The organism is Kribbella sp. NBC_00359, assembly GCF_036097425.1.
Classification (GTDB): Bacteria; Actinomycetota; Actinomycetes; order Propionibacteriales; family Kribbellaceae; genus Kribbella.
Window position 1 is genome coordinate 2,534,554 of record NZ_CP107975.1, and the last position, 20,155, is coordinate 2,554,708.

At 68.1% G+C, this 20,155-nt stretch carries 20 protein-coding genes and 1 pseudogene; 14 read left to right on the forward strand and 7 right to left on the reverse strand.

The features are described 5' to 3' along the window. Positions 1-132 precede the first annotated feature (132 nt). A complete protein-coding gene (locus tag OG876_RS12415; protein WP_328524971.1) occupies positions 133-1,026 on the forward strand; it encodes an aminoglycoside phosphotransferase family protein in 894 nt (297 codons plus the stop codon). Positions 1,027-1,030: 4 nt separating this feature from the next. On the opposite strand, the gene OG876_RS12420 is transcribed toward OG876_RS12415, so the two are convergent. Beyond that, positions 1,031-2,389, reverse strand: coding sequence for a hypothetical protein (locus OG876_RS12420; protein ID WP_328524972.1), 1,359 nt, complete (start codon positions 2,387-2,389; stop codon positions 1,031-1,033). Between the two features lie 298 nt (positions 2,390-2,687). On the opposite strand from OG876_RS12420, the gene OG876_RS12425 reads away from it, so the two are divergent. The 4 genes and pseudogenes from OG876_RS12425 to OG876_RS12435 all read left to right on the forward strand — a co-directional run bounded on the left by OG876_RS12425 (position 2,688) and on the right by OG876_RS12435 (position 4,504). Then, positions 2,688-2,924: a hypothetical protein gene (locus OG876_RS12425; protein ID WP_328524973.1), complete on the forward strand. Its 237-nt coding sequence runs from the start codon at positions 2,688-2,690 to the stop codon at positions 2,922-2,924. Between the two features lie 65 nt (positions 2,925-2,989). After that, positions 2,990-3,181 (forward strand): annotated as a pseudogene (locus tag OG876_RS44010) (GntR family transcriptional regulator); the annotation flags it as partial. Positions 3,182-3,216: 35 nt separating this feature from the next. Further along, positions 3,217-3,729 (forward strand): UTRA domain-containing protein, encoded by a 513-nt coding sequence (locus OG876_RS12430; RefSeq protein ID WP_328524974.1) that lies wholly within the window; start codon positions 3,217-3,219, stop codon positions 3,727-3,729. 133 nt (positions 3,730-3,862) lie between these two features. After that, complete coding sequence (locus OG876_RS12435; protein WP_328524975.1) at positions 3,863-4,504, forward strand: nucleotidyltransferase domain-containing protein; 642 nt, start codon at positions 3,863-3,865, stop codon at positions 4,502-4,504. On the opposite strand, the gene OG876_RS12440 is transcribed toward OG876_RS12435, so the two are convergent. Together OG876_RS12440 and OG876_RS12445 are read right to left on the reverse strand one after the other, a co-directional pair. After that, positions 4,490-5,851: an NAD(P)/FAD-dependent oxidoreductase gene (locus OG876_RS12440; protein WP_328526898.1), complete on the reverse strand. Its 1,362-nt coding sequence runs from the start codon at positions 5,849-5,851 to the stop codon at positions 4,490-4,492. The two genes, OG876_RS12435 and OG876_RS12440, sit on opposite strands and share 15 nt — an antisense overlap. Beyond that, entirely contained in the window at positions 5,836-6,318 is a 483-nt protein-coding gene (locus OG876_RS12445; RefSeq protein ID WP_328524976.1) for an Lrp/AsnC family transcriptional regulator, read from the reverse strand. The genes OG876_RS12440 and OG876_RS12445 overlap by 16 nt, the downstream gene beginning before the upstream one ends. Positions 6,319-6,464: 146 nt before the next feature. Between OG876_RS12445 and OG876_RS12450 the strand changes: the two genes are divergently transcribed. Genes OG876_RS12450 through OG876_RS12470 form a run of 5 tightly spaced genes read left to right on the forward strand, consistent with a single transcriptional unit; the run spans position 6,465 to position 11,847 of the window. Then, positions 6,465-7,655 carry a polyamine ABC transporter substrate-binding protein gene (locus OG876_RS12450; protein ID WP_328524977.1) on the forward strand — a complete coding sequence of 397 codons (1,191 nt, stop codon included), beginning with the start codon at positions 6,465-6,467 and terminating at the stop codon, positions 7,653-7,655. A 1-nt stretch (position 7,656) separates the two neighbouring features. After that, complete coding sequence (locus tag OG876_RS12455; RefSeq protein WP_328524978.1) at positions 7,657-8,790, forward strand: ABC transporter ATP-binding protein; 1,134 nt, start codon at positions 7,657-7,659, stop codon at positions 8,788-8,790. After that, complete coding sequence (locus OG876_RS12460) at positions 8,787-9,689, forward strand: ABC transporter permease (protein WP_328524979.1); 903 nt, start codon at positions 8,787-8,789, stop codon at positions 9,687-9,689. The genes OG876_RS12455 and OG876_RS12460 overlap by 4 nt, the downstream gene beginning before the upstream one ends. Then, complete coding sequence (locus OG876_RS12465; RefSeq protein ID WP_328524980.1) at positions 9,686-10,483, forward strand: ABC transporter permease; 798 nt, start codon at positions 9,686-9,688, stop codon at positions 10,481-10,483. The genes OG876_RS12460 and OG876_RS12465 overlap by 4 nt, the downstream gene beginning before the upstream one ends. Further along, complete coding sequence (locus tag OG876_RS12470) at positions 10,480-11,847, forward strand: NAD(P)/FAD-dependent oxidoreductase (RefSeq protein ID WP_328524981.1); 1,368 nt, start codon at positions 10,480-10,482, stop codon at positions 11,845-11,847. Before OG876_RS12465 ends, OG876_RS12470 begins: the two co-directional genes overlap by 4 nt. 27 nt (positions 11,848-11,874) lie before the next feature. Here OG876_RS12470 and OG876_RS12475 read toward each other — a convergent pair whose 3' ends face one another. The 3 genes from OG876_RS12475 to OG876_RS12485 all read right to left on the reverse strand — a co-directional run bounded on the left by OG876_RS12475 (position 11,875) and on the right by OG876_RS12485 (position 14,333). After that, positions 11,875-12,456 carry a carboxymuconolactone decarboxylase family protein gene (locus OG876_RS12475; RefSeq protein WP_328524982.1) on the reverse strand — a complete coding sequence of 194 codons (582 nt, stop codon included), beginning with the start codon at positions 12,454-12,456 and terminating at the stop codon, positions 11,875-11,877. A gap of 2 nt (positions 12,457-12,458) precedes the next feature. Continuing rightward, positions 12,459-12,782: a hypothetical protein gene (locus OG876_RS12480; protein ID WP_328524983.1), complete on the reverse strand. Its 324-nt coding sequence runs from the start codon at positions 12,780-12,782 to the stop codon at positions 12,459-12,461. A 162-nt stretch (positions 12,783-12,944) separates the two neighbouring features. After that, complete coding sequence (locus tag OG876_RS12485) at positions 12,945-14,333, reverse strand: aspartate aminotransferase family protein (RefSeq protein ID WP_328524984.1); 1,389 nt, start codon at positions 14,331-14,333, stop codon at positions 12,945-12,947. Between the two features lie 125 nt (positions 14,334-14,458). Between OG876_RS12485 and OG876_RS12490 the strand changes: the two genes are divergently transcribed. Then, the gene (locus OG876_RS12490; protein WP_328524985.1) at positions 14,459-16,138 is read left to right on the forward strand and encodes an amidohydrolase; all 1,680 of its coding nucleotides are present in this window, start codon (positions 14,459-14,461) and stop codon (positions 16,136-16,138) included. Between the two features lie 7 nt (positions 16,139-16,145). Next, complete coding sequence (locus OG876_RS12495; protein WP_328524986.1) at positions 16,146-17,576, forward strand: gamma-aminobutyraldehyde dehydrogenase; 1,431 nt, start codon at positions 16,146-16,148, stop codon at positions 17,574-17,576. On the opposite strand, the gene OG876_RS12500 is transcribed toward OG876_RS12495, so the two are convergent. Further along, complete coding sequence (locus OG876_RS12500; protein ID WP_328524987.1) at positions 17,573-18,403, reverse strand: LLM class flavin-dependent oxidoreductase; 831 nt, start codon at positions 18,401-18,403, stop codon at positions 17,573-17,575. The two genes, OG876_RS12495 and OG876_RS12500, sit on opposite strands and share 4 nt — an antisense overlap. Positions 18,404-18,494: 91 nt before the next feature. On the opposite strand from OG876_RS12500, the gene OG876_RS12505 reads away from it, so the two are divergent. Together OG876_RS12505 and OG876_RS12510 are read left to right on the forward strand one after the other, a co-directional pair. Further along, entirely contained in the window at positions 18,495-19,382 is an 888-nt protein-coding gene (locus OG876_RS12505; RefSeq protein ID WP_328524988.1) for an N-acetylglucosamine kinase, read from the forward strand. Beyond that, positions 19,379-20,050, forward strand: coding sequence for an N-acetylmannosamine-6-phosphate 2-epimerase (locus tag OG876_RS12510; protein WP_328524989.1), 672 nt, complete (start codon positions 19,379-19,381; stop codon positions 20,048-20,050). Before OG876_RS12505 ends, OG876_RS12510 begins: the two co-directional genes overlap by 4 nt. The last annotated feature ends 105 nt before the right edge of the window (positions 20,051-20,155 follow it).

The following is a 20,155-nucleotide window of genomic DNA, read 5'->3' on the forward strand; positions in this document are numbered from 1 at the left end:
CGACACTGACACGCCCAACAAAAAGAATCAAGTGTGCTTGTTTTCCACGACCGCCCTTGCCTGGGTACGCGGTTGGAGAAGGGCGAGGCGCGCGGACAACCTCTGCCTCCGCGGTGATGAGAGACTTCACGCATGGCTGGGGCGGTTGATCGGGCAGCTGCGTTCGAGGTGGTTCGGGCTGTTGCGGCGACGCTCGAGTTGGAGGACGCGGAGATTGAGTTGCTCGGGCCGGTCGCAGACAACGCGGTCTTCCGGCTGCCGCGCCGGTTGGTGGTTCGGATATCGAGTGCCTCGGCGTACCAGCGGGCCCTGCGTGAGGTCCGCACGGGTCGGTGGTTGGCGGCCCAGGGCGTGCCGGCGGTGAAGCCGCTGGAGTCGACCGACCTGCCGTGGTCCGTCGACGGACATGTTGTGACGATCTGGCACGAGGTGCCCGATGCGTCGATGGCGAGCACGGCGGAGCTCGCAGGACTCCTTCGACAGCTCCATACGCTGCCGGTCCCGTCGAACTTCGAGATCCCGGCGTTGGACCCATTCGTTCGGCTCGATGAGCATCTGGCTGCAGCCGACACCGCGCTGTCAGCCGGCGATCGCCACTTTCTGGCAGAGCGTTTGGATCAACTTCGGCACGAATATGCGCACGTGAGTGCCGGGCTGCCGGTGTGCGTCATCCACGGCGACGCCAACCGGAAAAACGCGGTCCGCGGGGAGGACGGAGTCGCCGTACTGCTGGACTTGGAGCGGTTCAGCCTCGGCCCGCGTGAGTTCGATCTCGTCGTACCGGCTGTCTACCAAAGACTCGGCTGGTACACCGATCCCGAGTACGACGCCTTCGTCACCGCCTATGGCTGGGACATACGGACCTGGGACGGCTTCACCGTCTTCGCCGCCCTCCGCGAGTTCCGCATGACCGCCTGGCTGATCAGCAGACTCGCCCGAGAGCCCCGCCTCAAACCCGAAGCCACCCGCCGCCTCGCCTCCCTCCGCAACCCGGACGCGCCGAGATTGTGGACACCGGGCACCTGACACGTCAGGACGCGTAGCTCACGATCTCGCGCGCCTGCTCACGGAACTCCGAGATCGACCGGTGCCGCCCGAAACCGTTCAACGTGCTGTCGAAGGTACGCACGTACTTCCGAACCCGAGCGGACTTGATCCTGCCCGCAGCCGCCAATGCCTCCCCAGCTGTCTCGCAGGCCTGCGCTACGTCGCCCGCGGCAAGATACGACGTGGCGAGTGAGATCCGGCAGAACGTGCGACTCCGAGGATGCAGGTCGATGGACTGTTCGAGCGCGGCGTGCGCGTGCAGTTCGGCCTCTCGGGGTGCCCGGAGCGCAGTGAAGCAGTGCGCCAGTTCGTCGTGGAGCTCAGCCTGATCGAAGTACCCGATCCAGTCCGGCTCATCAACCGCAGCGCCGTTCGCGAAACTAGTCTCGGCCCGCCGCATCATCCGTAGGCAGGCACGCTTGTCCCCGATGCTGGCCAGTCCACGCGCCTCCATAGCGGCGTACATCGACTTGACCCGCGGCGTGGCGTCCGCGCCCGCCCCTAGGGCCGCTGCTCTGGCCAGATCGACGGCCTCCCGGTACTCGCCGAGATAGTTGGCCTGATGGCTCATCAGCGCGAGGACCTTCCCGCCTAGCGGGCGATCCCCGGAGGCGTGGGCAAGATTCAGAGCCTGGACGAAGTAGCGTCGGGCAAGTCCGTGCAGGCCGACGTCGTACGCCATCGCTCCGGTCTTGTAGGTGAACTGTGCCGCGACCGAGAACAACTCACGTCCTATCGCGTCGCCGTAACTCGCGTGTAGTAGCGGCGTCACCGCGTCATTGAGGTACTGAACCGCGGCTGTTCGCGCGTGACCACCACCGAACTGATGATCGAGACGTTCGAACATCTGCAGGGTCGCGCGAACGGCAGCGACGTCGTCGGCGCCGACCCGATGATTCCCCCGCGTACGGTACGGCGGATCGGCTGGCGGTGAGACCAGCCACCGGGCCATGGGCGTGGTCAGGGTGCCCGCCGTTACTGCCATGCGGAGGAAGTCCGAGCGTCTCAAGTCTTCTGTCCAGAGCGTGCGAGAAGTGCGAATCGTCGTGTCGCGGGACTCGGAGAAGGTCAGGCCAAGCGTCAGTGGCTGCCCGGAGGTGAAGCCCAGATCACTCAACGACAGCGCACGTCCGAGGCGGCGCCCAAGTGCCTCGGCAATCAGGACCGGCTTGGCGCCACGCGGCACCATTCCCTTCAGCCAGCGGCCGACATCGACATGGTCACAGCGGACGTCCTCAAGCCCTCTGGCTGCGGCGAGTGCACGGATATCGCGCGCGAGGGCACTTCGTGAGCAGTCGGCCTCATCCAGCAGCGCGGCGAGCAACTCGTTGGGCGAATTCATGCAGCCTCTTCAAGAAGCACTGGTCTGAACCACTCACAGTAGCCGGTGGCTGGCAGAGCGAACAGTCGCTCCATTCCGTGGTTCGGGTGTGAGTGCACAGGTTCTGCACAGGCCGTTGCCGTGTGCATGGTCTATGCATCTCCCGGGCACATGGTTTTGCCGCTGAGATGAAGACGTTCTCCTCGATCGGCGGGGCCGGCGTTGTGAATTCCCTGCGACCGGCGTCGGCCCCGTCCACCACGAGAAGACGACCTGATTCGCCTACCGCACCAACTCTCATGGCACCACGGGGACGACGATGACTGATGAGCTGCGTTGGTGGACGTTGAAGAAGGGGGACCGGGTCACCCACTTCGAGTACGGCGCCGGGACCGTTGACGGCTCTGGGCCGCTCTGGATCTACATCACGTGGGACAACCCTGACGAAGAGTTGCATCACCACACCGCAGGAGTCGCCAGCTACCTCAAGTTGATGCGCCCGCCTGGGTGCGGTCCCAGCAACGCGAACGCTCCTCGTGATGGAGAAGTGGTCTAGTGCGATTGGGTTAGATCGTGGTGAAAAGGGTTCCCGGGGGGTTGTGGGGGTGTTAGAGAAGAGCAATGCGTGGGGCGTTGCCGGGGAAGGCTGCTGAGGTTCGGGCTTTGCTGTTGGGGTTGGTCGACGCGTTGCCGGAGGGGGCGGCGTTGCCGGCGGAGCGGGAGTTGGCGGTGCGGTGGAACGTGGCGCGGATGACGTTGCGGCGGGCGGTGGACGAGTTGGTGATCGAGGAGTTGCTGGTTCGCAGGCACGGGAGTGGGACCTACACGACGCGGCCGAAGGTGGCGCGGTGGCTGGGGATGATCGGGTTCTCCGAGGACATCCGCCGGCGCGGGATGCGGCCGGGCAGCACGATGCTGGAGTTCCGGCACCAGAAGGCGGAACGGGCCCGGCCCGCCGGCTGCGGATGCCGGTCGGCGATCCGATCATCGCGTTCACCCGGCTCCGGCTGGCCGACGGTCTCCCGATGGTCGTCGAACGCACCACCCTGCCGGCCGCCTACGTCCCCGGCCTCCAGGCCGAGGACCTCAACGGATCCCTCTACGACCTACTCACGAGCCGCTACGGCATCGACCTCGTCAGCGGTACGTCGAGACTCGAACCAGTCATGCCCGACGCGAAAAGCGCCGGCTGGCTGGACATCCCCACCACCCAGCCCTGCCTCGCCATCCACGGCATCAGCTTCGACAGCCGCGACCGCGTCCTCGAGTACACGTCCGCTCTCTACCGCGGCGACCGCTACGCCTTCACCACCGAGCTCCGCACCACCCCAACCCGGCGCGCGACCGCGAAGGGCCTCTGACCCAGCGACTTTGTGCACCCAGTCCGCAGTTCCAGAGCCGTCGCGTGCGTCTACCGTGCACAAAGTCGGGCTGGTCGCTGACTCGTCACGTTGATTACGAGGTGGGAGTGGGGGTGGCTAGGTTGGGTGGACCATGGATCTCAAGAGCCCGATCAGCGTTGTGGTGCCGTCGTTGGACGGGCCGGTCCTGCAGGTGCTGGCGCGGAGTGAAGAAGGGCTGTCGGGACGGCAGATCCACAAGCTGGCCGGGTCGGGGAGTGTCGCGGGCGTCCGGCTCGTGCTGCAGCGGCTGGCGGCGACCGGGCTGGTGCATGTCGACGACGTCGGCAATTCGTTGCTCTATCGCCTCAACCGCAAGCACCTCGTCGCCCCCGCGGTCGAGTTCCTCGCGGACCTGCGCAGTACGTTGATCAGCCGGCTCGCGGACGAGATCAACGGCTGGCGGATCCCGCCCGTCCACGCCAGCGTGTACGGCGCTCTCGCGCGCGGCGACGGTGATCCGGACAGTGACGTCGACCTGCTGCTGATCCGGCCGGACCACCTGGATGCGGGTGACGTGCTCTGGGAGGACCAGGCCGGCCGCCTGATGCAGACCGTGGTCGACCTCACCGGCAACCCGGCCCACGTCTTCGAGCTCAGCCGGACCGAGCTGGCCGGCCACCTCGCCACTGAGGAGCCGATCCTCAACGACTGGATGCGTCCCAGCATCCAACTGACCGGCCTCCCGCTCGCAACCCTGATGGCGGAGTCCGGCCGGACGCTAGTGGCCCAGTAGCGGCGCCATCAACCGCGCGATCCGGCTCTCCCGCCTGGTCACGCGCTCCTCCGTGTCCGCGAGCGTCATCGCGCGCAGCCCCGCGTTGATCCCGAGCCACCGCAGCGGTTCGGCCTCCCACCGCCGCGACCGATGCCCGACCCACGGCAACCGGACCAACCCCGTGTCCCGCCCGAGGATCAGATCCGTCAACGTCCGCCCCGCGAGGTTCGTCGTACTCACGCCATCCCCGACGTACCCACCGGCCCACGCCAGCCCCGACCCGCGATCCAGACCGACCGACGCACACCAGTCGCGCGGTATCCCCAGCGGCCCGCCCCACGCATGCGTGAACCGAACATCCGGCAGATCGAACAGCTCCCGCAACGTCGCCTGCAACCCCTTGAACACTCGCGGTATCTCGTCGTACGACGGCTTGATCCGCGACCGGAAGTGGTACGGCGCACCCCGCCCGCCGAACGCCAGCCGCCCATCGGCCGTCCGCTGCCCGTAGATGATCAGGTGCCGGTGGTCGCTGAACGTCGGCCGATCCGCCAGCCCGATCCGCTCCCACACGGCGGCATCGAGCGGCTCGGTCGCCACCATCAACGAGTACACCGGCGCCACCGCCCGAGACTCTCCGGCCAGTCCTGGTGTGAACCCCTCGGTCGCCCGGACCACGACGTCCGCCCGCACTCCGCCGTACGACGTGATCGCGCGACCGGGCTCGATCGTGTGCACCGGCGTGTGCTCGTGGATCGTCACGCCGAGACGTTCGACCACGGCTGCCAGTCCGCGCACGAGCCTGCCCGGATGGATCGCCGCGCAATGCGGGGTGAATGTTGCCCCGAGCACCTTTGTTGCCCGCACCTGCGCGGCGACCTCGTCCGGCTCGAGAAACCGGAGATCGCCAGGTCCCCACTCATGAGCGGCGGCCACCTCGGCGCGAGCGCGGGCGAGCTGCGCCGGCGTGCGGGCCAGCACGATCGTCCCGCCCTTGTGGTAGTCGCAGTCGATCCCCTCGGCGGCGGTGACCAGGCCCACCTCGTTCACCGTCGCCTGCATGGCGCGGTGCAGCTCGATCGCCGCCTCCCGGCTCGATCCCGGCAGCGACGCCAACCGTCGCGACGACACCGGGAACAGCGCGGAACACCAACCACCATTACGCCCTGACGCACCGAACCCGGCCGTGTGCGCCTCGAGTACGACGATGCGCAGCGACGGATCGGCCTTCGCCAGGTAGTACGCGGTCCACAGGCCGGTGTACCCGGCGCCGACGATCGCTACGTCGGCGTCCCGGTCACCGGCGAGTCCGGGGCGTTCGGTCGCCGAGGTGGTCGTGGACCAGAGGTTCAGCGCACACCCCAGGAGTAGGTTTGTTTGACCAGCTTCAGATAGACGAAGGTCTCCGTCGCCTTCACGCCGTCGATCTGCCGGACCCGCTCCGACAGCACCTGCAGGAGGTGCTCATCGCTCTCACACAACACCTCGGCCAGCAGGTCGAACGAGCCGGCCGTGATCACGACGTACTCGACCTCGTCCATCTTCGCGAGCTCGTCGGCGATCGGTTCCAGCGAGCCCTCGGCCTTGATCCCGATCATCGCCTGCCGGTCGAAGCCGAGCTCGAGCGGATCGGTCACCGCGACCACCTGCATCACGCCGGCCTCGGTCAGCCGCTGCACGCGCTGCCGGACCGCCGCCTCGGACAGGCCGACCGCCTTGCCGATCGCCGCGTACGAGCGACGCCCGTCGAGCTGCAGTTGCTCGATGATCGCCTTCGAGGTGTCATCGAGCAACGTCTGGTTCTTGTCGGAGTTCCCCGTTCGTACTGCCACGCGGAGATCCTGTCAGTGTCACCGGGCGTAAGCAAGTCATCAAAGCGGAATTCGTTGCGAAATGGGCGAATAACTTCGGAATCCCTTGTCTATGTCGGCCCGGTTTGACAGTATCGCCCGCGAACGACGCTTTCTAGGGGGGTCCAATGAGTCCTCGTCACCAGCCTGTTATCGGACGCCGGGCGGTGCTGAAGGGGATGTCGTTGTCCGCCCTCGGGCTGGGCGGGGTCCTCACCGGCTGTGGGATCCCCGCGGCCAAGCAGAGCGCGGGCGACTGCATCAGTACCGATGAGTCGGCCCAACAGAAGACGCTCAACTTCTCGAACTGGCCGAGCTACATGGACGAGTCCGACGAGAAGGTCAACGGCAAGACGGTGCTGCCGACACTGGAGGAGTTCCAGACCCAGTCCGGTATCAAGGTCACCTACACCACCGACGTGAACGACAACGCCGAGTTCTACGCCAAGGTGCGTGACCAGCTCGGCAGTTGCCAGTCCTGCGGCCGGGACATCTTCGTGCTGACCGACTGGATGGCGGCCCGGATGATCGGGCTGGGCTGGATCCAGAAGCTCGACCACGCGAAGATCCCGAACGTCGACAAGCAGTTGCTGTCCAAGCTGAAGGCGCCGAGCTGGGACCCGAACCGCGACTACAGCGTCCCGTGGCAGAGCGGTCTGACCGGGATTGCGTACAACGCGAAGGTCACCAAGCCAGTAGGCAGTTTCACGGATCTGCTCACCCGGGAGGACCTGAAGGGCCGCATCACGCTGCTCTCCGAGATGCCGGACACGATGTCGTTCATGCTCAAGCTGGTCGGCGCCAACCCGGAGAAGTTCAACGACGCGGAGTGGAGCAAGGCGCTGCAGAAGCTCGAGGACGTCGTCGGCACCGGGCAGATCCGCCGCTTCACCGGCAACGACTACGTGCAGGACCTGAACGCCGGCAACATCGCCGCCTGCGAGGCCTGGTCCGGGGACGTGATCGCGATGCAGGCCGACAACCCGGACATCAAGTTCGTGGTGCCCGAGGAGGGCCTGAACCTCTGGTCGGACAACATGCTGGTGCCGAACAAGGCGACCCACAAGGGCAACGCCGAGAAGCTGATGAACTACTACTACGAACCTGAGGTCGCCGCGACGCTGGCCGACTGGGTGAACTACATCTGCCCGGTCACCGGCGCCAAGAAGGCGATGGAGACGGTCGATCCCGACGTCGTCGACGACCCGCTGATCTTCCCCGACGAGGCGATGCTGGCCAAGACGTCCGCGTTCATGCCACTGGACACGGCCAAGGCAGCCCTCTACGAAACCGACTTCAATCTCGCGATCGGGGGCTGAGATGACCAGCGATTTGGTTCTCACCGGCATCAGCAAGGAATTCGGCGCGCATCGGGCGGTCGACGATCTGGATCTGACCGTGCCGGAGGGGGCGTTCTTCGCGCTGCTCGGCCCGTCCGGGTGCGGCAAGACGACCACGCTGCGGATGGTCGCCGGTCTGGAGGAGCCGACCGCCGGGAAGATCCGGCTGGGTGAGCAGGACATCACCGGACTGCGCCCGTACAAGCGTCCGGTCAACACGGTGTTCCAGAACTACGCGCTGTTCCCGCATCTCGACATTTTCGAGAACGTCGCCTTCGGATTGAGGCGGCGTGGCGTCAAGGACTTCAAGCCGAAGGTCGACGAGATGCTCGACCTGGTCGAGCTCGGCGGGTACGGCAAGCGCAAGCCGAGCCAGCTGTCCGGTGGCCAGCAGCAACGAGTCGCACTGGCCCGGGCGCTGATCAACCGCCCGCAGGTGCTGCTGCTGGACGAGCCGCTCGGTGCGCTCGACCTCAAGCTGCGACGGCAGATGCAGCTGGAGCTGAAGCGGATCCAGACCGAGGTCGGCATCACGTTCGTGCACGTCACCCACGACCAGGAAGAGGCCATGACGATGGCCGACACCATCGCGGTGATGAACGCCGGCGTGATCGAGCAGATGGGTACGCCGGCCGAGCTCTACGACCTGCCCGCCACGACGTTCGTGGCGAACTTCCTCGGTCAGTCCAACCTGATCCGGGCCGCCATCATCGGCCAGGCCGACGAGAACCTCGTGGTGGACGTGCACGGACGCAAGGTGACCGTGCCTTTGCCCAGGTGCCGGGTGACCGAGGGCGACGTCTGGATGGGGATCAGACCCGAGAAGGTCTTCCTGGCGCGAACGGGCACCGAGCAGAGCAACGGATCGAACCAGTTGCGCGGTGCGCTCGTGACCGATGTGAGTTACGTCGGCGTCAGTACGCAGTACCTGGCGAAGTTGCCGTGGGATCAGGAGCTGACGGTCTTCGAGCAGAACACCGGCGCCCGCGACACGTTCGCCGTCGGGGACGCGGTCGATCTGCACTGGCAGCCGTCGCACACGTTCGTGCTGGACGCGGAGCAGGATGCGCACGCCGGGGTCGAGAAGATCGACGATGCGGATGGTGCCGGATGAGCGCGGTCGGCCAGCTGGGCGCGGCCACCGCGGCCCCGGCTCCCAAGCCCGAACGGTCCGGCCGGCGGTTCACGGCGTACTTGCTGCTTCTCCCGGGTGGGCTCTGGCTGCTGTTGTTCTTCGTCGTACCGCTGGTGACGTTGCTCGCGGCCAGCCTGTACGACCCGAACGGTTCGATCGAGTCCGGGTTCAAGATGACCTGGCACTTCCAGAACTTCGCCGACGCGATGGCGGACTACGCGCGGCCGTTCTTCCGGTCGTTGTGGTACTCGCTGATCACGACCGCGTTCTGCCTGATCCTCGGGTATCCGCTGGCGTACGCGATCGCTATGAAGGCCGGCCGGTGGAAGAACCTGATGCTGGCGCTGGTGATCGCGCCGTTCTTCACCAGCTTCCTGATCCGCACGCTGTCGTGGAAGCTGCTGCTGAGCGACAACGGGTTCGTCGTCGACACGCTGAAGTGGCTGCACATCCTCGGCCAGGACGGCCGGCTGCTCGCCACCACGACCGCGGTCGTCACCGGGCTGACGTACAACTTCCTGCCGTTCATGGTGCTGCCGCTGTACGCGAGCCTGGAACGGATCGACCCGAAGTTGATCGAGGCGGGCGGCGATCTGTTCGCCAATCCGTTCACCACGTTCCGGACCGTCACGCTGCCGCTGTCGATGCCGGGCCTGGTCGCGGGCACGCTGCTCACCTTCATCCCGGCGGCCGGTGACTACATCAACGCCCAACTGCTCGGTACGCCGAAGCAGCGGATGATCGGCAACGACATCCAGCGCCTGTTCGCCGCCGGCGCGTATCCGACCGCGGCCGCGCTGTCGGTGACGCTGATGGCGGCGATCGTCCTACTCGTCGTTGTCTACGTGTGGCGCTCGGGGACGGAGGAACTGGTATGAGGGCCGGGCGCTGGATCAGGCGGAACCTGGTCATGATGTTCGCCGTGCTCGTGCTGCTCTACCTCTTCGCGCCGATCATGGTCGTGATGTTGATGTCGTTCAACGCGCCGAAGAGCAAGCTTTCGTACACCTTCGACGGCTTCACGTGGCAGAACTGGCAGCATCCGTGCCGGCCGTTCGGACTGTGCGACGCGGTCAGCACCAGCCTGCGGATCGGCCTCCTCGCGACGGTGATCGCGACCGCTTTGGGCACACTGATGGCCTTCGCGATGGTGCGGCACCGCTTCCGCGGCCGGTCCGCGACGAACTTGTTCATTTTCCTGCCGATGGCGTCGCCGGAGATCGTGCTCGGTTCGTCGCTGCTCGCGCTGTTCGTCTCCAGCGGGTTCGGCGGTCAGCTCGGGTTCTGGACGGTGCTGATCGCGCACGTGATGTTCTGCCTGTCGTTCGTCGTCGTGACGGTGAAGGCCCGGCTGAACGGGATGGATTTCCGGCTCGAACAGGCCGCGATGGATCTGTACGCGAACGAGTGGCAGGCGTTCTGGCGGATCACCTTCCCACTGGTGCTCCCCGGCATCGTGGCCGCGGCGCTGCTGAGTTTCTCGTTGTCCTTCGACGACTTCATCATCACCAACCTGAACGCCGGCACCACGGTCACGTTCCCGATGTTCGTCTGGGGCTCGGCGCAACGCGACATCCCGCCGCAGATCAACGTCGTCGGTACGGCGATGTTCCTGCTCGCCCTCGTCCTCGTCCTGGGCGGCGAACTCACGCGGCGGCGACGGGCGCGATGAAACTCGCGGCGCTCGCAGACGCCGAACCGCGGGTCTTCTGGCTCGACGACAAGTCCGCGCCGGAGCCGGCGCCCGCGCTGCTCGGGCGGACCGAGGCCGACCTGGCCGTGGTCGGCGGCGGGTACACCGGCCTGTGGACGGCGCTGCGGGCGAAGGAGCGGTATCCGTCGCTGGACGTCGTACTGCTGGAATCGGACACCTGCGGAGCCGCGGCCAGCGGTCGCAACGGCGGCTTCTGCGACGCCAGCCTCACCCACGGCTTCGCCAACGGGCAGGCCCGGTGGCCTGCCGAAATGGATGAGCTGGAGCGCCTGGGCATGGAAAACCTGGACGCGATCGGTGCCGCCATCACCCGGCTCGGCATCGATTGCGACTGGCAACGAACCGGCGAGCTCACCGTCGCGACCGCGCCGCATCACCTGGACGAGCTGGCTTCGGAAGCCGAGGAGCGTTCCGGCGTGCGGTTGCTGGACCAGGACGCGGCCCGCGCCGAGGTGAACTCACCCACCTATCTCGGCGCGTTGCACGACCCCGGCCGCACCGCTCTCGTCGAGCCCGCGCGGCTCGCTTGGGGATTACGGCAGGCCTGCCTCGACCTCGGCGTACGCATCCACGAAAACAGCCAGGTCAACCGGATGCACACCCGCTCGTTGGCAACAGCAACAGGCTCCGTCCGCGCCGAGCACATCGCCCTCGCTACCAACGCGTTTCCCTCGCTGCTGCGGCGGTTGCGGTTGTACACCGTCCCCGTCTACGACCTGGTCCTCGTCACCGAGCCGCTCTCCGCCGCCCAACTCTCATCCATCGGTTGGCGCCACCGCCAAGGCGTCGGCGACGCCTCCAACCTCTTCCACTACTACCGCCTCACCCGCGACAACCGCATCCTCTGGGGCGGCTACCTCCCCCTGTACCACTACGCGAGCCGCATCGACCCGGCCTTCGAGCAGCGCGACTCCATCCACAAGCTCCTGGCCCGGCACTTCTTCACCACGTTCCCCCAACTGGAAGGTCTGCACTTCACCCACCGCTGGGGCGGCGTCATCGACACCAGCACGCGCTTCTGCGCCTTCTTCGGCACCGCCCACGGCGGCAAGGTCGGCTACGCCCTCGGCTACACCGGCCTCGGCGTCGCCGCCACCCGCTTCGGCGCCGACGTCATGCTCGACCTCCTGTACGGCGAGGACACCGAACGCACCCGCCTCCGCATGGTCCGCGAGCGCCCCCACCGCTTCCCACCCGAGCCCTTCCGCGCCGCCGGCATCCACCTCACCCGCTGGTCCATGTCCCAAGCCGACGCCCACGCCGGCCACCGCAACCTCTGGCTCCGAACCCTCGACCGAATGGGCCTAGGCTTCGACTTCTAACCGCGGCCCACCGGACAACTTCGGTGGTTATCGGTAGCCCCGTTTGAGGAGGTATTTGGCTCCTGCGTCGAAGCCTTCGGGGGTGAGTAGTTCGAAGCCGAAGGTGTCGGCCAGGCGGTCGGTGGTGTTGAAGGCAGCGCAGACGGCCAGGGCGTCCTTGATCTGCTGGGGTGTCGCGCCGGCGGTCAGTACTTCGCGCATGTCCTCGGCGCCGACCTTTCCCTCGCGGGTCAGCTTGCCTAGCATCCGCAGCGTTGACCGGAGTGGCTCATCGACGGGAGGCGAGTCCGGGTCGGCCAGGACCGCCGCGACACGTGGCGCGTCTTGGTACGCCTGGCTGGCGGTTGCGGTGTGGGCGCTGATGCAGAATGCAGAGTCGTTCACCTTGGACACGTAGGCGGCCATCAGTTCGCGGTCGCCGACCGACCAGGCGGACGGTCCGCGCATCGCCTCGTGGGTGAACTCCTTGGCGCGGGTGCCGTAGAAGTCGGGCCGGTAGAAGACCAGCTTGGCGGCATCTGGCACCGGGTGCCGGGAGAACAGCCGGATGACCGCGAAGAGCATCTTGGTGCCTGGCCCGTAACCGTGGTTGAGGATGTCGAGACGCATGATCAGGCCTCCCCTTGGCCGGTCGCTTCGGCCAGGGCGGCGAGTCCGGCTTCGTACTGCCGGGCAGCCTGGCCGACCGCGGCGCAGACCACTAGCTCGAAAAGCTGATCCTCGGTGCAGCCCGACGCCTTGGCCGCAGCCAGGTCCGCATCGGTGACCTGCGCGGGCCTGTCGGCGACCTTGGCGATCAGGGCGTCCAACGGCGGGGCGAGCCCGTCGTTCCTGAAGGCACGCGCTCGCTGGTCCGCGGATGCCTTGCCTTCCCCGCTCAGGACCCGATCCACCAGAGCCCGGTGCGCTGCTCGCTTCTTGTCCTCATCCGGCACGGCACTCCCCGCCTCCTCCGCAGTCAGGCTATCTGCCCTCAGCTATCTGACGATCGGCGCGCGCCGAACGCGACATCCAGCCGAAACCAGCCGCAGAAGATCTACCCGCCGCCGGACTTACCGCCTGCGGATGCCAAACCCCGGGAGGTGGTCCTCCTACCCCTACAGCTTCGACTCGGCCTCGGTGAGGACGGCTCGGATGATTTGTTCCATTTCGTCGAAGTGGGGCTGGTCGCAGATCAGAGGTGGGGAGAGCTGGATGACGGGGTCGCCGCGGTCGTCGGCGCGGCAGTAGAGGCCGGCGTCGAAGAGGGCCTTGGAGAGGAAGCCGCGGAGCAGGCGTTCCGACTCGTCGTCGTCGAACGTCTCCTTGGTGGCCTTGTCCTTGACCAGTTCGATCCCGTAGAAGTACCCAGCACCGCGGACGTCGCCGACCAAGGGCAGGTCGAGCAGCTTCTCGAGTGTCGCCCGGAAATCCCCCTCCCGGCTCCGGACGTGCTCGTTGATGCCTTCGCGCTCGAAAATGTCCAGATTGGTCAGCGCGACCGCGGCGGATACAGGGTGGCCACCGAAGGTGTAGCCATGGGCGAACGTGGTGTCGCCGTGCAGGAACGGCTCGATCAGCCGGTCGGTCGCGATCATCGCGCCGAGCGGTGAGTAGCCGGAGGTGATGCCCTTCGCGCAGGTGATCATGTCCGGCTGGTAGCCGTACCGCTCCGCGCCGAACATGTGCCCGAGCCGGCCGAACGCGCAGATCACCTCGTCGCTGACGAGCAGTACGTCGTACTCGTCGCAGATCTCGCGGACCCGCTCGAAGTACCCGGGTGGTGGCGGGAAGCAACCGCCCGCGTTCTGCACCGGTTCGAGGAAGACGGCGGCGACGGTGTCGGCGCCCTCGTTCTCGATCGCGACCGCGATCTGGTCGGCGGCCCAGCGGCCGAACGCGGCCGGGTCGTCACCGTGGATCGGGGCGCGGTAGATGTTCGTGTTCGGGACCCGGAAGGTCGAAGGCACCAACGGCTCGAACGGCGCCTTCAGTTCCGGCAGCCCGGTGATGGACAGTGCACCCTGAGAGGTGCCGTGGTAGGCGATCGCACGACTGATCACCTTGTGCTTACCGGGCTTGCCCGTCAGCTTGAAGTACTGCTTGGCCAGTTTCCAGGCGGTCTCGACGGCCTCGCCGCCGCCGCTGGTGAAGAAGACCCGGTTGAGGTCCCCCGGCGCATAACCCGCGACCCGCTCGGCCAGCTCGATCGACTTGGGATGCGCGTACGACCAGAGCGGGAAGAACGCCAGCTCCGAGGCCTGCTTGGCCGCCGCCTCGGCGAGCTCGGTCCGCCCGTGGCCCAGTTGGCTGACGAACAGTCCGGCCAGCCCGTCCAGGTATCGCTTGCCGCGGGCGTCGTAGATGTAGGCGCCGTCACCGCGGACGATGACCGGCACCTCGCCGGTCTGGTAGCTCGACAAGCGGGTGAAGTGCATCCACAGGTGATCGCGAGCCGACTGCTGCAGGTGGGCGAAGTCGGCGTCGTCGAGCGTGTCGGACGACATGGTGGTTCCCTCGTCTCAGGCTGGCCGTTGCCCGCCATCGTGCCTGGAAAAATCCGTTCGGGCAAGTGATTTCGTTCCCAGCGAGCCGATAGTGTGTCGATGTCGGCAGTTCAGATCGGCATCTGATGCGGAATCAGTCGACCGGGTCGCAGTACCAAGCACAGCGGGAGGTCGGCGGGGTGGACGCGCTGTTCGTCAACGGCTCGGTCTTCGACGGGCTGCGGCACCGGCCCGGCCTGGCCGTCGCGGTTCGCTCCGGCCGGATCGCCGCGGTCGGTCCCGACCTCGGCGAGCTGCGTGGTCCGCACACCACGGTGGTCGACCTGGCCGGCGGCCTGCTACTCCCCGGATTCGTTGACGCCCACATCCACCCGGTGCAGGGCGGTCTCCAACGCGCCCGCTGCGATCTCGCGCCCGCCTCCGGGCTGGCGGCGTACCAGGAGACGATCGCGCGGTACGCCGTACAGCACCCGGACGTCCCGTGGATCCTCGGCGGCGGCTGGCACCAGCCCGACTTCCCGGGCGCCGCGCCGGCCGCGGTCGACCTCGACCCAGTCACCGGCGACCGCCCGGCCTTCCTGGTGAACGCGGACCACCACGGCGCCTGGGCCAACTCCCGGGCGCTCGCCCTGGCCGGGATCGACGCCCGTACGCAGGACCCGCCCGACGGCCGGATCGAGCGCGGCCCGGACGGATCGCCGACCGGCACCTTGCACGAGGGTGCGATGGACCTCGTCGGCCGGCTCCTCCCGCCGACCACGCACGTCGAGCTGGTCGCGGCGCTGATGGACGCGCAGGCCTATCTGGACTCCCTCGGCATCACCGGCTGGCAGGACGCGATCCTCGGTGCCTACGCGAACATGGGCGACGCGACTCCGGCGTACGTCGAACTCGCCCGTGAAGGCCGCCTGACCGCCCGGGTCGTCGGCGCGCTGTGGTGGCAGCGGGACCGTGGCGGCGAGCAGATCCCGGACCTCGTCGTACGGCGAGACTCCCTGAACTTCCCGCGGTTCCGGGCCGGCAGCGTGAAGATCATGCAGGACGGTGTGGCGGAGAACTTCACGGCCGGGATGCTCGAGCCGTACTTCGACGGCTGTGGTTGCCGGACCGCCAACGCCGGCCTGTCGTTCGTGGATCCGGCCGAGTTGCGGCAGCACGTCACGCGGCTCGACGCGGAAGGGTTCCAGGTCCACGTGCACGCGATCGGCGACCGGGCGGTCCGGGAGGCGCTCGATGCGTTCGAGACGGCGCTGACCGAGAACGGCGACGGCGACCTGCGACACCACATCGCTCATCTGCAGGTGATTCATCCCGATGACATCGGCCGGTTCGCGAAGCTGGGGGTGGCCGCGAACCTGCAGGCGTTGTGGGCGGTGTACGAACCGCAGATGGTCGACCTGACCATCCCGTTCCTCGGGCCGGAGCGGACGGCGTGGCAGTACCCGTTCGGTGCCCTGGCCCGGTCGGGTGCCCGGCTCGCCGCCGGATCGGACTGGCCGGTGTCGAGCCCGGACCCGTTGGCCGCCGTACATGTCGCGGTGAATCGCAGGGACGACCGCGCGGCCGACGCATTCCTTCCCGAGCAGGCGCTGGACCTGGCTGCCGCGCTGGCGGCGTACACCTCGGGCAGCGCGTGGGTGAACCACGCCGACGAGACCGGCCGGATCGAGACCGGGGCGCTCGCGGACCTGGCGATCCTCGACCGCGACCCGTTCGCCGGACCGCCGGACGAGATCGCGCAAGCCCGGGTGCGGGCCACCTACGTCGAGGGCGAGTGCGTCTTCGGCGAAGAATCGAGCAGATAGGACCGTCATGGACCAGACCCTCACCAACATCGTCGACGGCAAGCCGGTGGCCGCGCTGAGTGGCGCGACGTACGGCGTGATCGCGCCGGCGACCGGTGACGTCTACACGCGGGCGCCGTTGTCCGGACCGGAGGATGTCGACCAGGCCATGACCGCGGCCGCGCGGGCCTTCGAGACCTGGCGGGACACGACGCCGGCCGAGCGGCAGTTGGCGTTGCTGCGGATCGCGGACGCGATGGAGCGGCGGGCGGACGAGTTCATCGCGGTGGAGAGCCGGAACACGGGCAAACCGCTGTCCATCACGGCCACCGACGAAGTGCCGCCGTGTGTGGATCAGTTGCGGTTCTTCGCCGGCGCGGCCCGGGTGCTGGAGGGCAGGTCGGCGGGTGAGTACATGACCGGCCACACGTCCTGGATCCGGCGGGAGCCGATCGGTGTCGTCGGTCAGGTGACGCCGTGGAACTACCCGCTGATGATGGCGATCTGGAAGATCGCGCCCGCGCTGGCCGCGGGGAACACGGTGGTGCTGAAACCGAGCGACACCACACCGGCGTCGACCGTGCTGCTCGCCGAGCTGTGCAACGAGTTCCTGCCGCCGGGGGTGCTCAACGTGGTCTGCGGCGACCGCGACACCGGCCGCGCGCTGGTCGACCACGAGATCCCGCAGTTGGTCGCGATCACCGGTTCGGTCCGGGCCGGGATGGAGGTCGCGTCGGCCGCGGCCCGGCAGCTCAAACGGACCCACCTCGAGCTCGGTGGCAAGGCGCCGGTGGTCGTCTTCGACGACGCCGACCTGGCGAAGGCTGCGCAGGCGATCGCGGACGCGGGCTACTTCAACGCGGGCCAGGACTGCACGGCCGCGACCCGGGTGCTGGCTGGTCCAGGCATCCACGACGAATTCGTCGACGCCCTGACCGAGCGGGCCAACCACACCCACACCGGGCAGCCCGACGATCCGGACGCGGCGTACGGCGCACTGAACAACGAAGCCCAGTTGCACCGGGTCAGCGACTTCGTCCGCAACCTGCCCGACCACGCGACCGTCCGGACCGGCGGCGCGGCCGTCGGCGAACGCGGCTACTTCTACGCGCCGACCGTCGTCTCAGGACTCCGGCAGAACGACGACGCCATCCAGCAGGAGATCTTCGGCCCGGTGATCACCGTCCAGCGATTCACCGACGAGGACGAGGCGCTGCGCTGGGCGAACGGGGTCGAGTACGGCCTGGCCTCTTCGGTCTTCACCCGCGACCACGGCCGCGCACTGCGGATGGCCCGCCGCCTGGACTTCGGGTGCGTCTGGATCAACACCCACATCCCGATCGTCGCCGAGATGCCGCACGGCGGCTTCAAGCACTCCGGCTACGGCAAGGACCTGTCCATGTACGGACTCGAGGACTACACCCGCATCAAGCACGTCATGTCGAACATCGAGGACTAGCGGTAGTGGTCGAGGCGGTTCGCGACTTTGTCGAAGACGGCGCGCTCGTGGTCCTTCGGCGCGTAGACGACCAGTTCGTCGAAGCCGATGCCCTGGTAACGCTCGACCAGCCGGGCGAACCCGTCCTCCGACGCCCACGGATCGATCTGCCCGTAGGCGAGCAGGAGCCGCCGGATCCTCCGGCCGTCGAGGGCCGCGTCCAGGGCCTGCACGCGCTCGACCGACTTCGCGTAGAACTCCTCCTCGGTCGCCGCACCCGGGAACGTCACCCACCCGTCGCCGTGCGCCGCGACGACCGCGAGGGCACGGGGCGCGTTCGCCGCGATGATCAGCGGCAGCCGGTCCTGCACTGTCCCGGGTGTCATCGCGGCCAGCGAGTACGGGTAGTACGGCCCAGCGTGATCGGCCACGTCCCCCGACAACAGCCGGTCGACGATCGCCACGAACTCGGCCAGCCGCTCGGTCCGCTCCCGCGCGGTCCAGATCGGCGTACCGGCCATGCCGTGGTCGGTCGGCCAGACGCCGGAGCCGATGCCGAGATCGAACCGGCCGCCCGAGACGTGATCGAGCGTGGTCGCCTGCTTGGCCAGGACGGTCGGGTGCCGGAACACCAGGTTCGCGATCAGCAACCCGACCCGGATCCGTCGCGTGGTCGCGGCCCAGCCGGCGATGATGGTCGGCCCGTCGTGCACCGCGATGGCGGGATCACGCGGGTTGCGCAGGTTGTCGCCGGTCCACAGCCCGTCGAAGCCGGCGTCCTCCGCGATGGCCGCCCACGACGACGCGTCGTCCCAGCCTGCCGGGTTGACCTTGAATCCGAAGCGCATACCGTTCCCTCCCGAGGACTTCCTGCCAGCCTGCCACAGTGGTCTACCCGAGGTGCTTTACCCGCCGCCCTTCGTGGGAAAGAGTGAACCGGTGACCCGCATTGCCATCGACGGCGGACAGTCCGCCCTCAGACTCCGAGTCCTCCCGTCGCGCCGTACCGGCAGGGGGCCCGGGTACACCCACGGCCCGGACGCTCTCCGACGCATGCTGGCGGCCATCAGTGATGCCGCGGCCGAGGCGGGTGTCAGCGGGCCGGTCGAGGTGGTGGCGCTCGGCTTGACCGGTTACCCGCCCGCACCGGGTGCGGCGGAGGCGTTCGCCGCGGAGGTCGGCGCCTTGCTCGACGCCGACGAGGTGCGACTGGCCCAGGACATGGTGACCGCGCACGCCGGCGCCCTGCCCGACGGGTACGGCGTAGTGGTTGCCGCAGGCACCGGATTGGTCTGCCTCGCGGTGGACCGGGACGGCACCTGGCGCAAGCTCGACGGGCACGGGTACCTGTTCGGCGACGCGGGGAGCGCGTTCGCGATCGGCCGCGCCGGCCTGGTCGCGGTCCAGCGTGCCCGTGACGGCCGCGGCCCGGTGACCAAGCTCGCGGAGACCGCGCTCGATCCGGTCACGCTCTACCGGTCCTCGACGCTGGTCGACGACGTCGCCCGCTTCGCTCCGGAGGTGCTGCGGTGTGCCGCCGAGGGTGATCCGGTCGCGCACGACCTCGTCGTACGCGCGGCCGGCGACATCGCCGAGACCGTCAGTGCGGCCGTGGCGCAACTGGCCGGCGAAGGCCCCGTCCCGGTTGCGTGTGTCGGCGGGCTGTTCGACGGCGCCGGCGAGCAGCTGCTGACTCCGGTCCGTACGGCGTTGCCGCCCAGAGCGCAGCTGACCCCGGCCGTCGGCAACTCGCTCGACGGCGCGGAGCGGTTGGCGACCGGTCCGGTCGGAACGTACGCCGACCTGATCGTGACGCACCGTCGATGACAGCTCTCGCAACCGGCACCATGGTGGTGTCCTGCCAGGCAGATCCCGGGAACCCGCTCGACTCCCCGGCCGCGATGGCGCTGATGGCCCAGGCCGCCGAGGCCGGTGGAGCCGGTGCGATCCGGGCCAACGGGCCGGCCGACATCGCCGCGATCCGGGCCGTGACCAGCCTGCCGATCATCGGCCTGCACAAGCTCGGCGACCCGGCCGGCGTGTTCATCACCCCGACGTACGAGGCCGCGGCCGGCGTCGTCGCGGCCGGCGCCGACCTGGTCGCGCTCGACGGCACACTCCGGCCGCGGCCCGACGGACAGCCGCTCGACTGGCAGATCCGCCGGATCCATGACGAGCTCGGCGTACCTGTGCTGGCCGACGTGGACAGCCTCGACGCCGGCCTTGCTGCCCGGGACGCGGGTGCCGACCTGGTCGCGACCACCCTGTCGGGCTACACCGCGGGTCCTACCCCGACCGGACCTGATGTCGAACTCGTCCGCCGGCTCGCAGCGAGGTTGGACTGCCCGGTCGTCGCCGAGGGCCGGATCCGCACCACCGAGGACGTCCGTGCCGTCTTCGACGCGGGCGCGTACGCCGTCGTCGTCGGCCACGCGATCACGGACCCCACGGACATCACCGCCCGCCTGGTCAGCGCGATTCCCGCGCGGTGGTAGTCCGCTCCGTGTCTGGGCACGTAGAACCAATACCTGGTTGTCTTGGTACACCACACCGACTCGCCTGCCCCTGCCAGATCAAAGCCGGTATGACCGCTGGAGCCC

Excerpts from the sequence above, each read along its gene's own strand:
- OG876_RS12500 (WP_328524987.1), bottom strand. The coding sequence starts at position 18,403 with ATGCGCTTCGGATTCAAGGTCAACCCGGCAGGCTGGGACGACGCGTCG.
- OG876_RS12475 (WP_328524982.1), bottom strand. The coding sequence starts at position 12,456 with ATGCGTCTCGACATCCTCAACCACGGTTACGGGCCAGGCACCAAGATG.
- OG876_RS12435 (WP_328524975.1), top strand. The coding sequence starts at position 3,863 with ATGGATCTCAAGAGCCCGATCAGCGTTGTGGTGCCGTCGTTGGACGGG.
- OG876_RS12460 (WP_328524979.1), top strand. The coding sequence starts at position 8,787 with ATGAGCGCGGTCGGCCAGCTGGGCGCGGCCACCGCGGCCCCGGCTCCC.
- OG876_RS12415 (WP_328524971.1), top strand. The coding sequence starts at position 133 with ATGGCTGGGGCGGTTGATCGGGCAGCTGCGTTCGAGGTGGTTCGGGCT.
- OG876_RS12425 (WP_328524973.1), top strand. The coding sequence starts at position 2,688 with ATGACTGATGAGCTGCGTTGGTGGACGTTGAAGAAGGGGGACCGGGTC.
- OG876_RS12465 (WP_328524980.1), top strand. The coding sequence starts at position 9,686 with ATGAGGGCCGGGCGCTGGATCAGGCGGAACCTGGTCATGATGTTCGCC.
- OG876_RS12420 (WP_328524972.1), bottom strand. The coding sequence starts at position 2,389 with ATGAATTCGCCCAACGAGTTGCTCGCCGCGCTGCTGGATGAGGCCGAC.
- OG876_RS12495 (WP_328524986.1), top strand. The coding sequence starts at position 16,146 with ATGGACCAGACCCTCACCAACATCGTCGACGGCAAGCCGGTGGCCGCG.
- OG876_RS12485 (WP_328524984.1), bottom strand. The coding sequence starts at position 14,333 with ATGTCGTCCGACACGCTCGACGACGCCGACTTCGCCCACCTGCAGCAG.
- OG876_RS12510 (WP_328524989.1), top strand. The coding sequence starts at position 19,379 with ATGACAGCTCTCGCAACCGGCACCATGGTGGTGTCCTGCCAGGCAGAT.
- OG876_RS12450 (WP_328524977.1), top strand. The coding sequence starts at position 6,465 with ATGAGTCCTCGTCACCAGCCTGTTATCGGACGCCGGGCGGTGCTGAAG.
- OG876_RS12455 (WP_328524978.1), top strand. The coding sequence starts at position 7,657 with ATGACCAGCGATTTGGTTCTCACCGGCATCAGCAAGGAATTCGGCGCG.
- OG876_RS12490 (WP_328524985.1), top strand. The coding sequence starts at position 14,459 with ATGCGGAATCAGTCGACCGGGTCGCAGTACCAAGCACAGCGGGAGGTC.
- OG876_RS12470 (WP_328524981.1), top strand. The coding sequence starts at position 10,480 with ATGAAACTCGCGGCGCTCGCAGACGCCGAACCGCGGGTCTTCTGGCTC.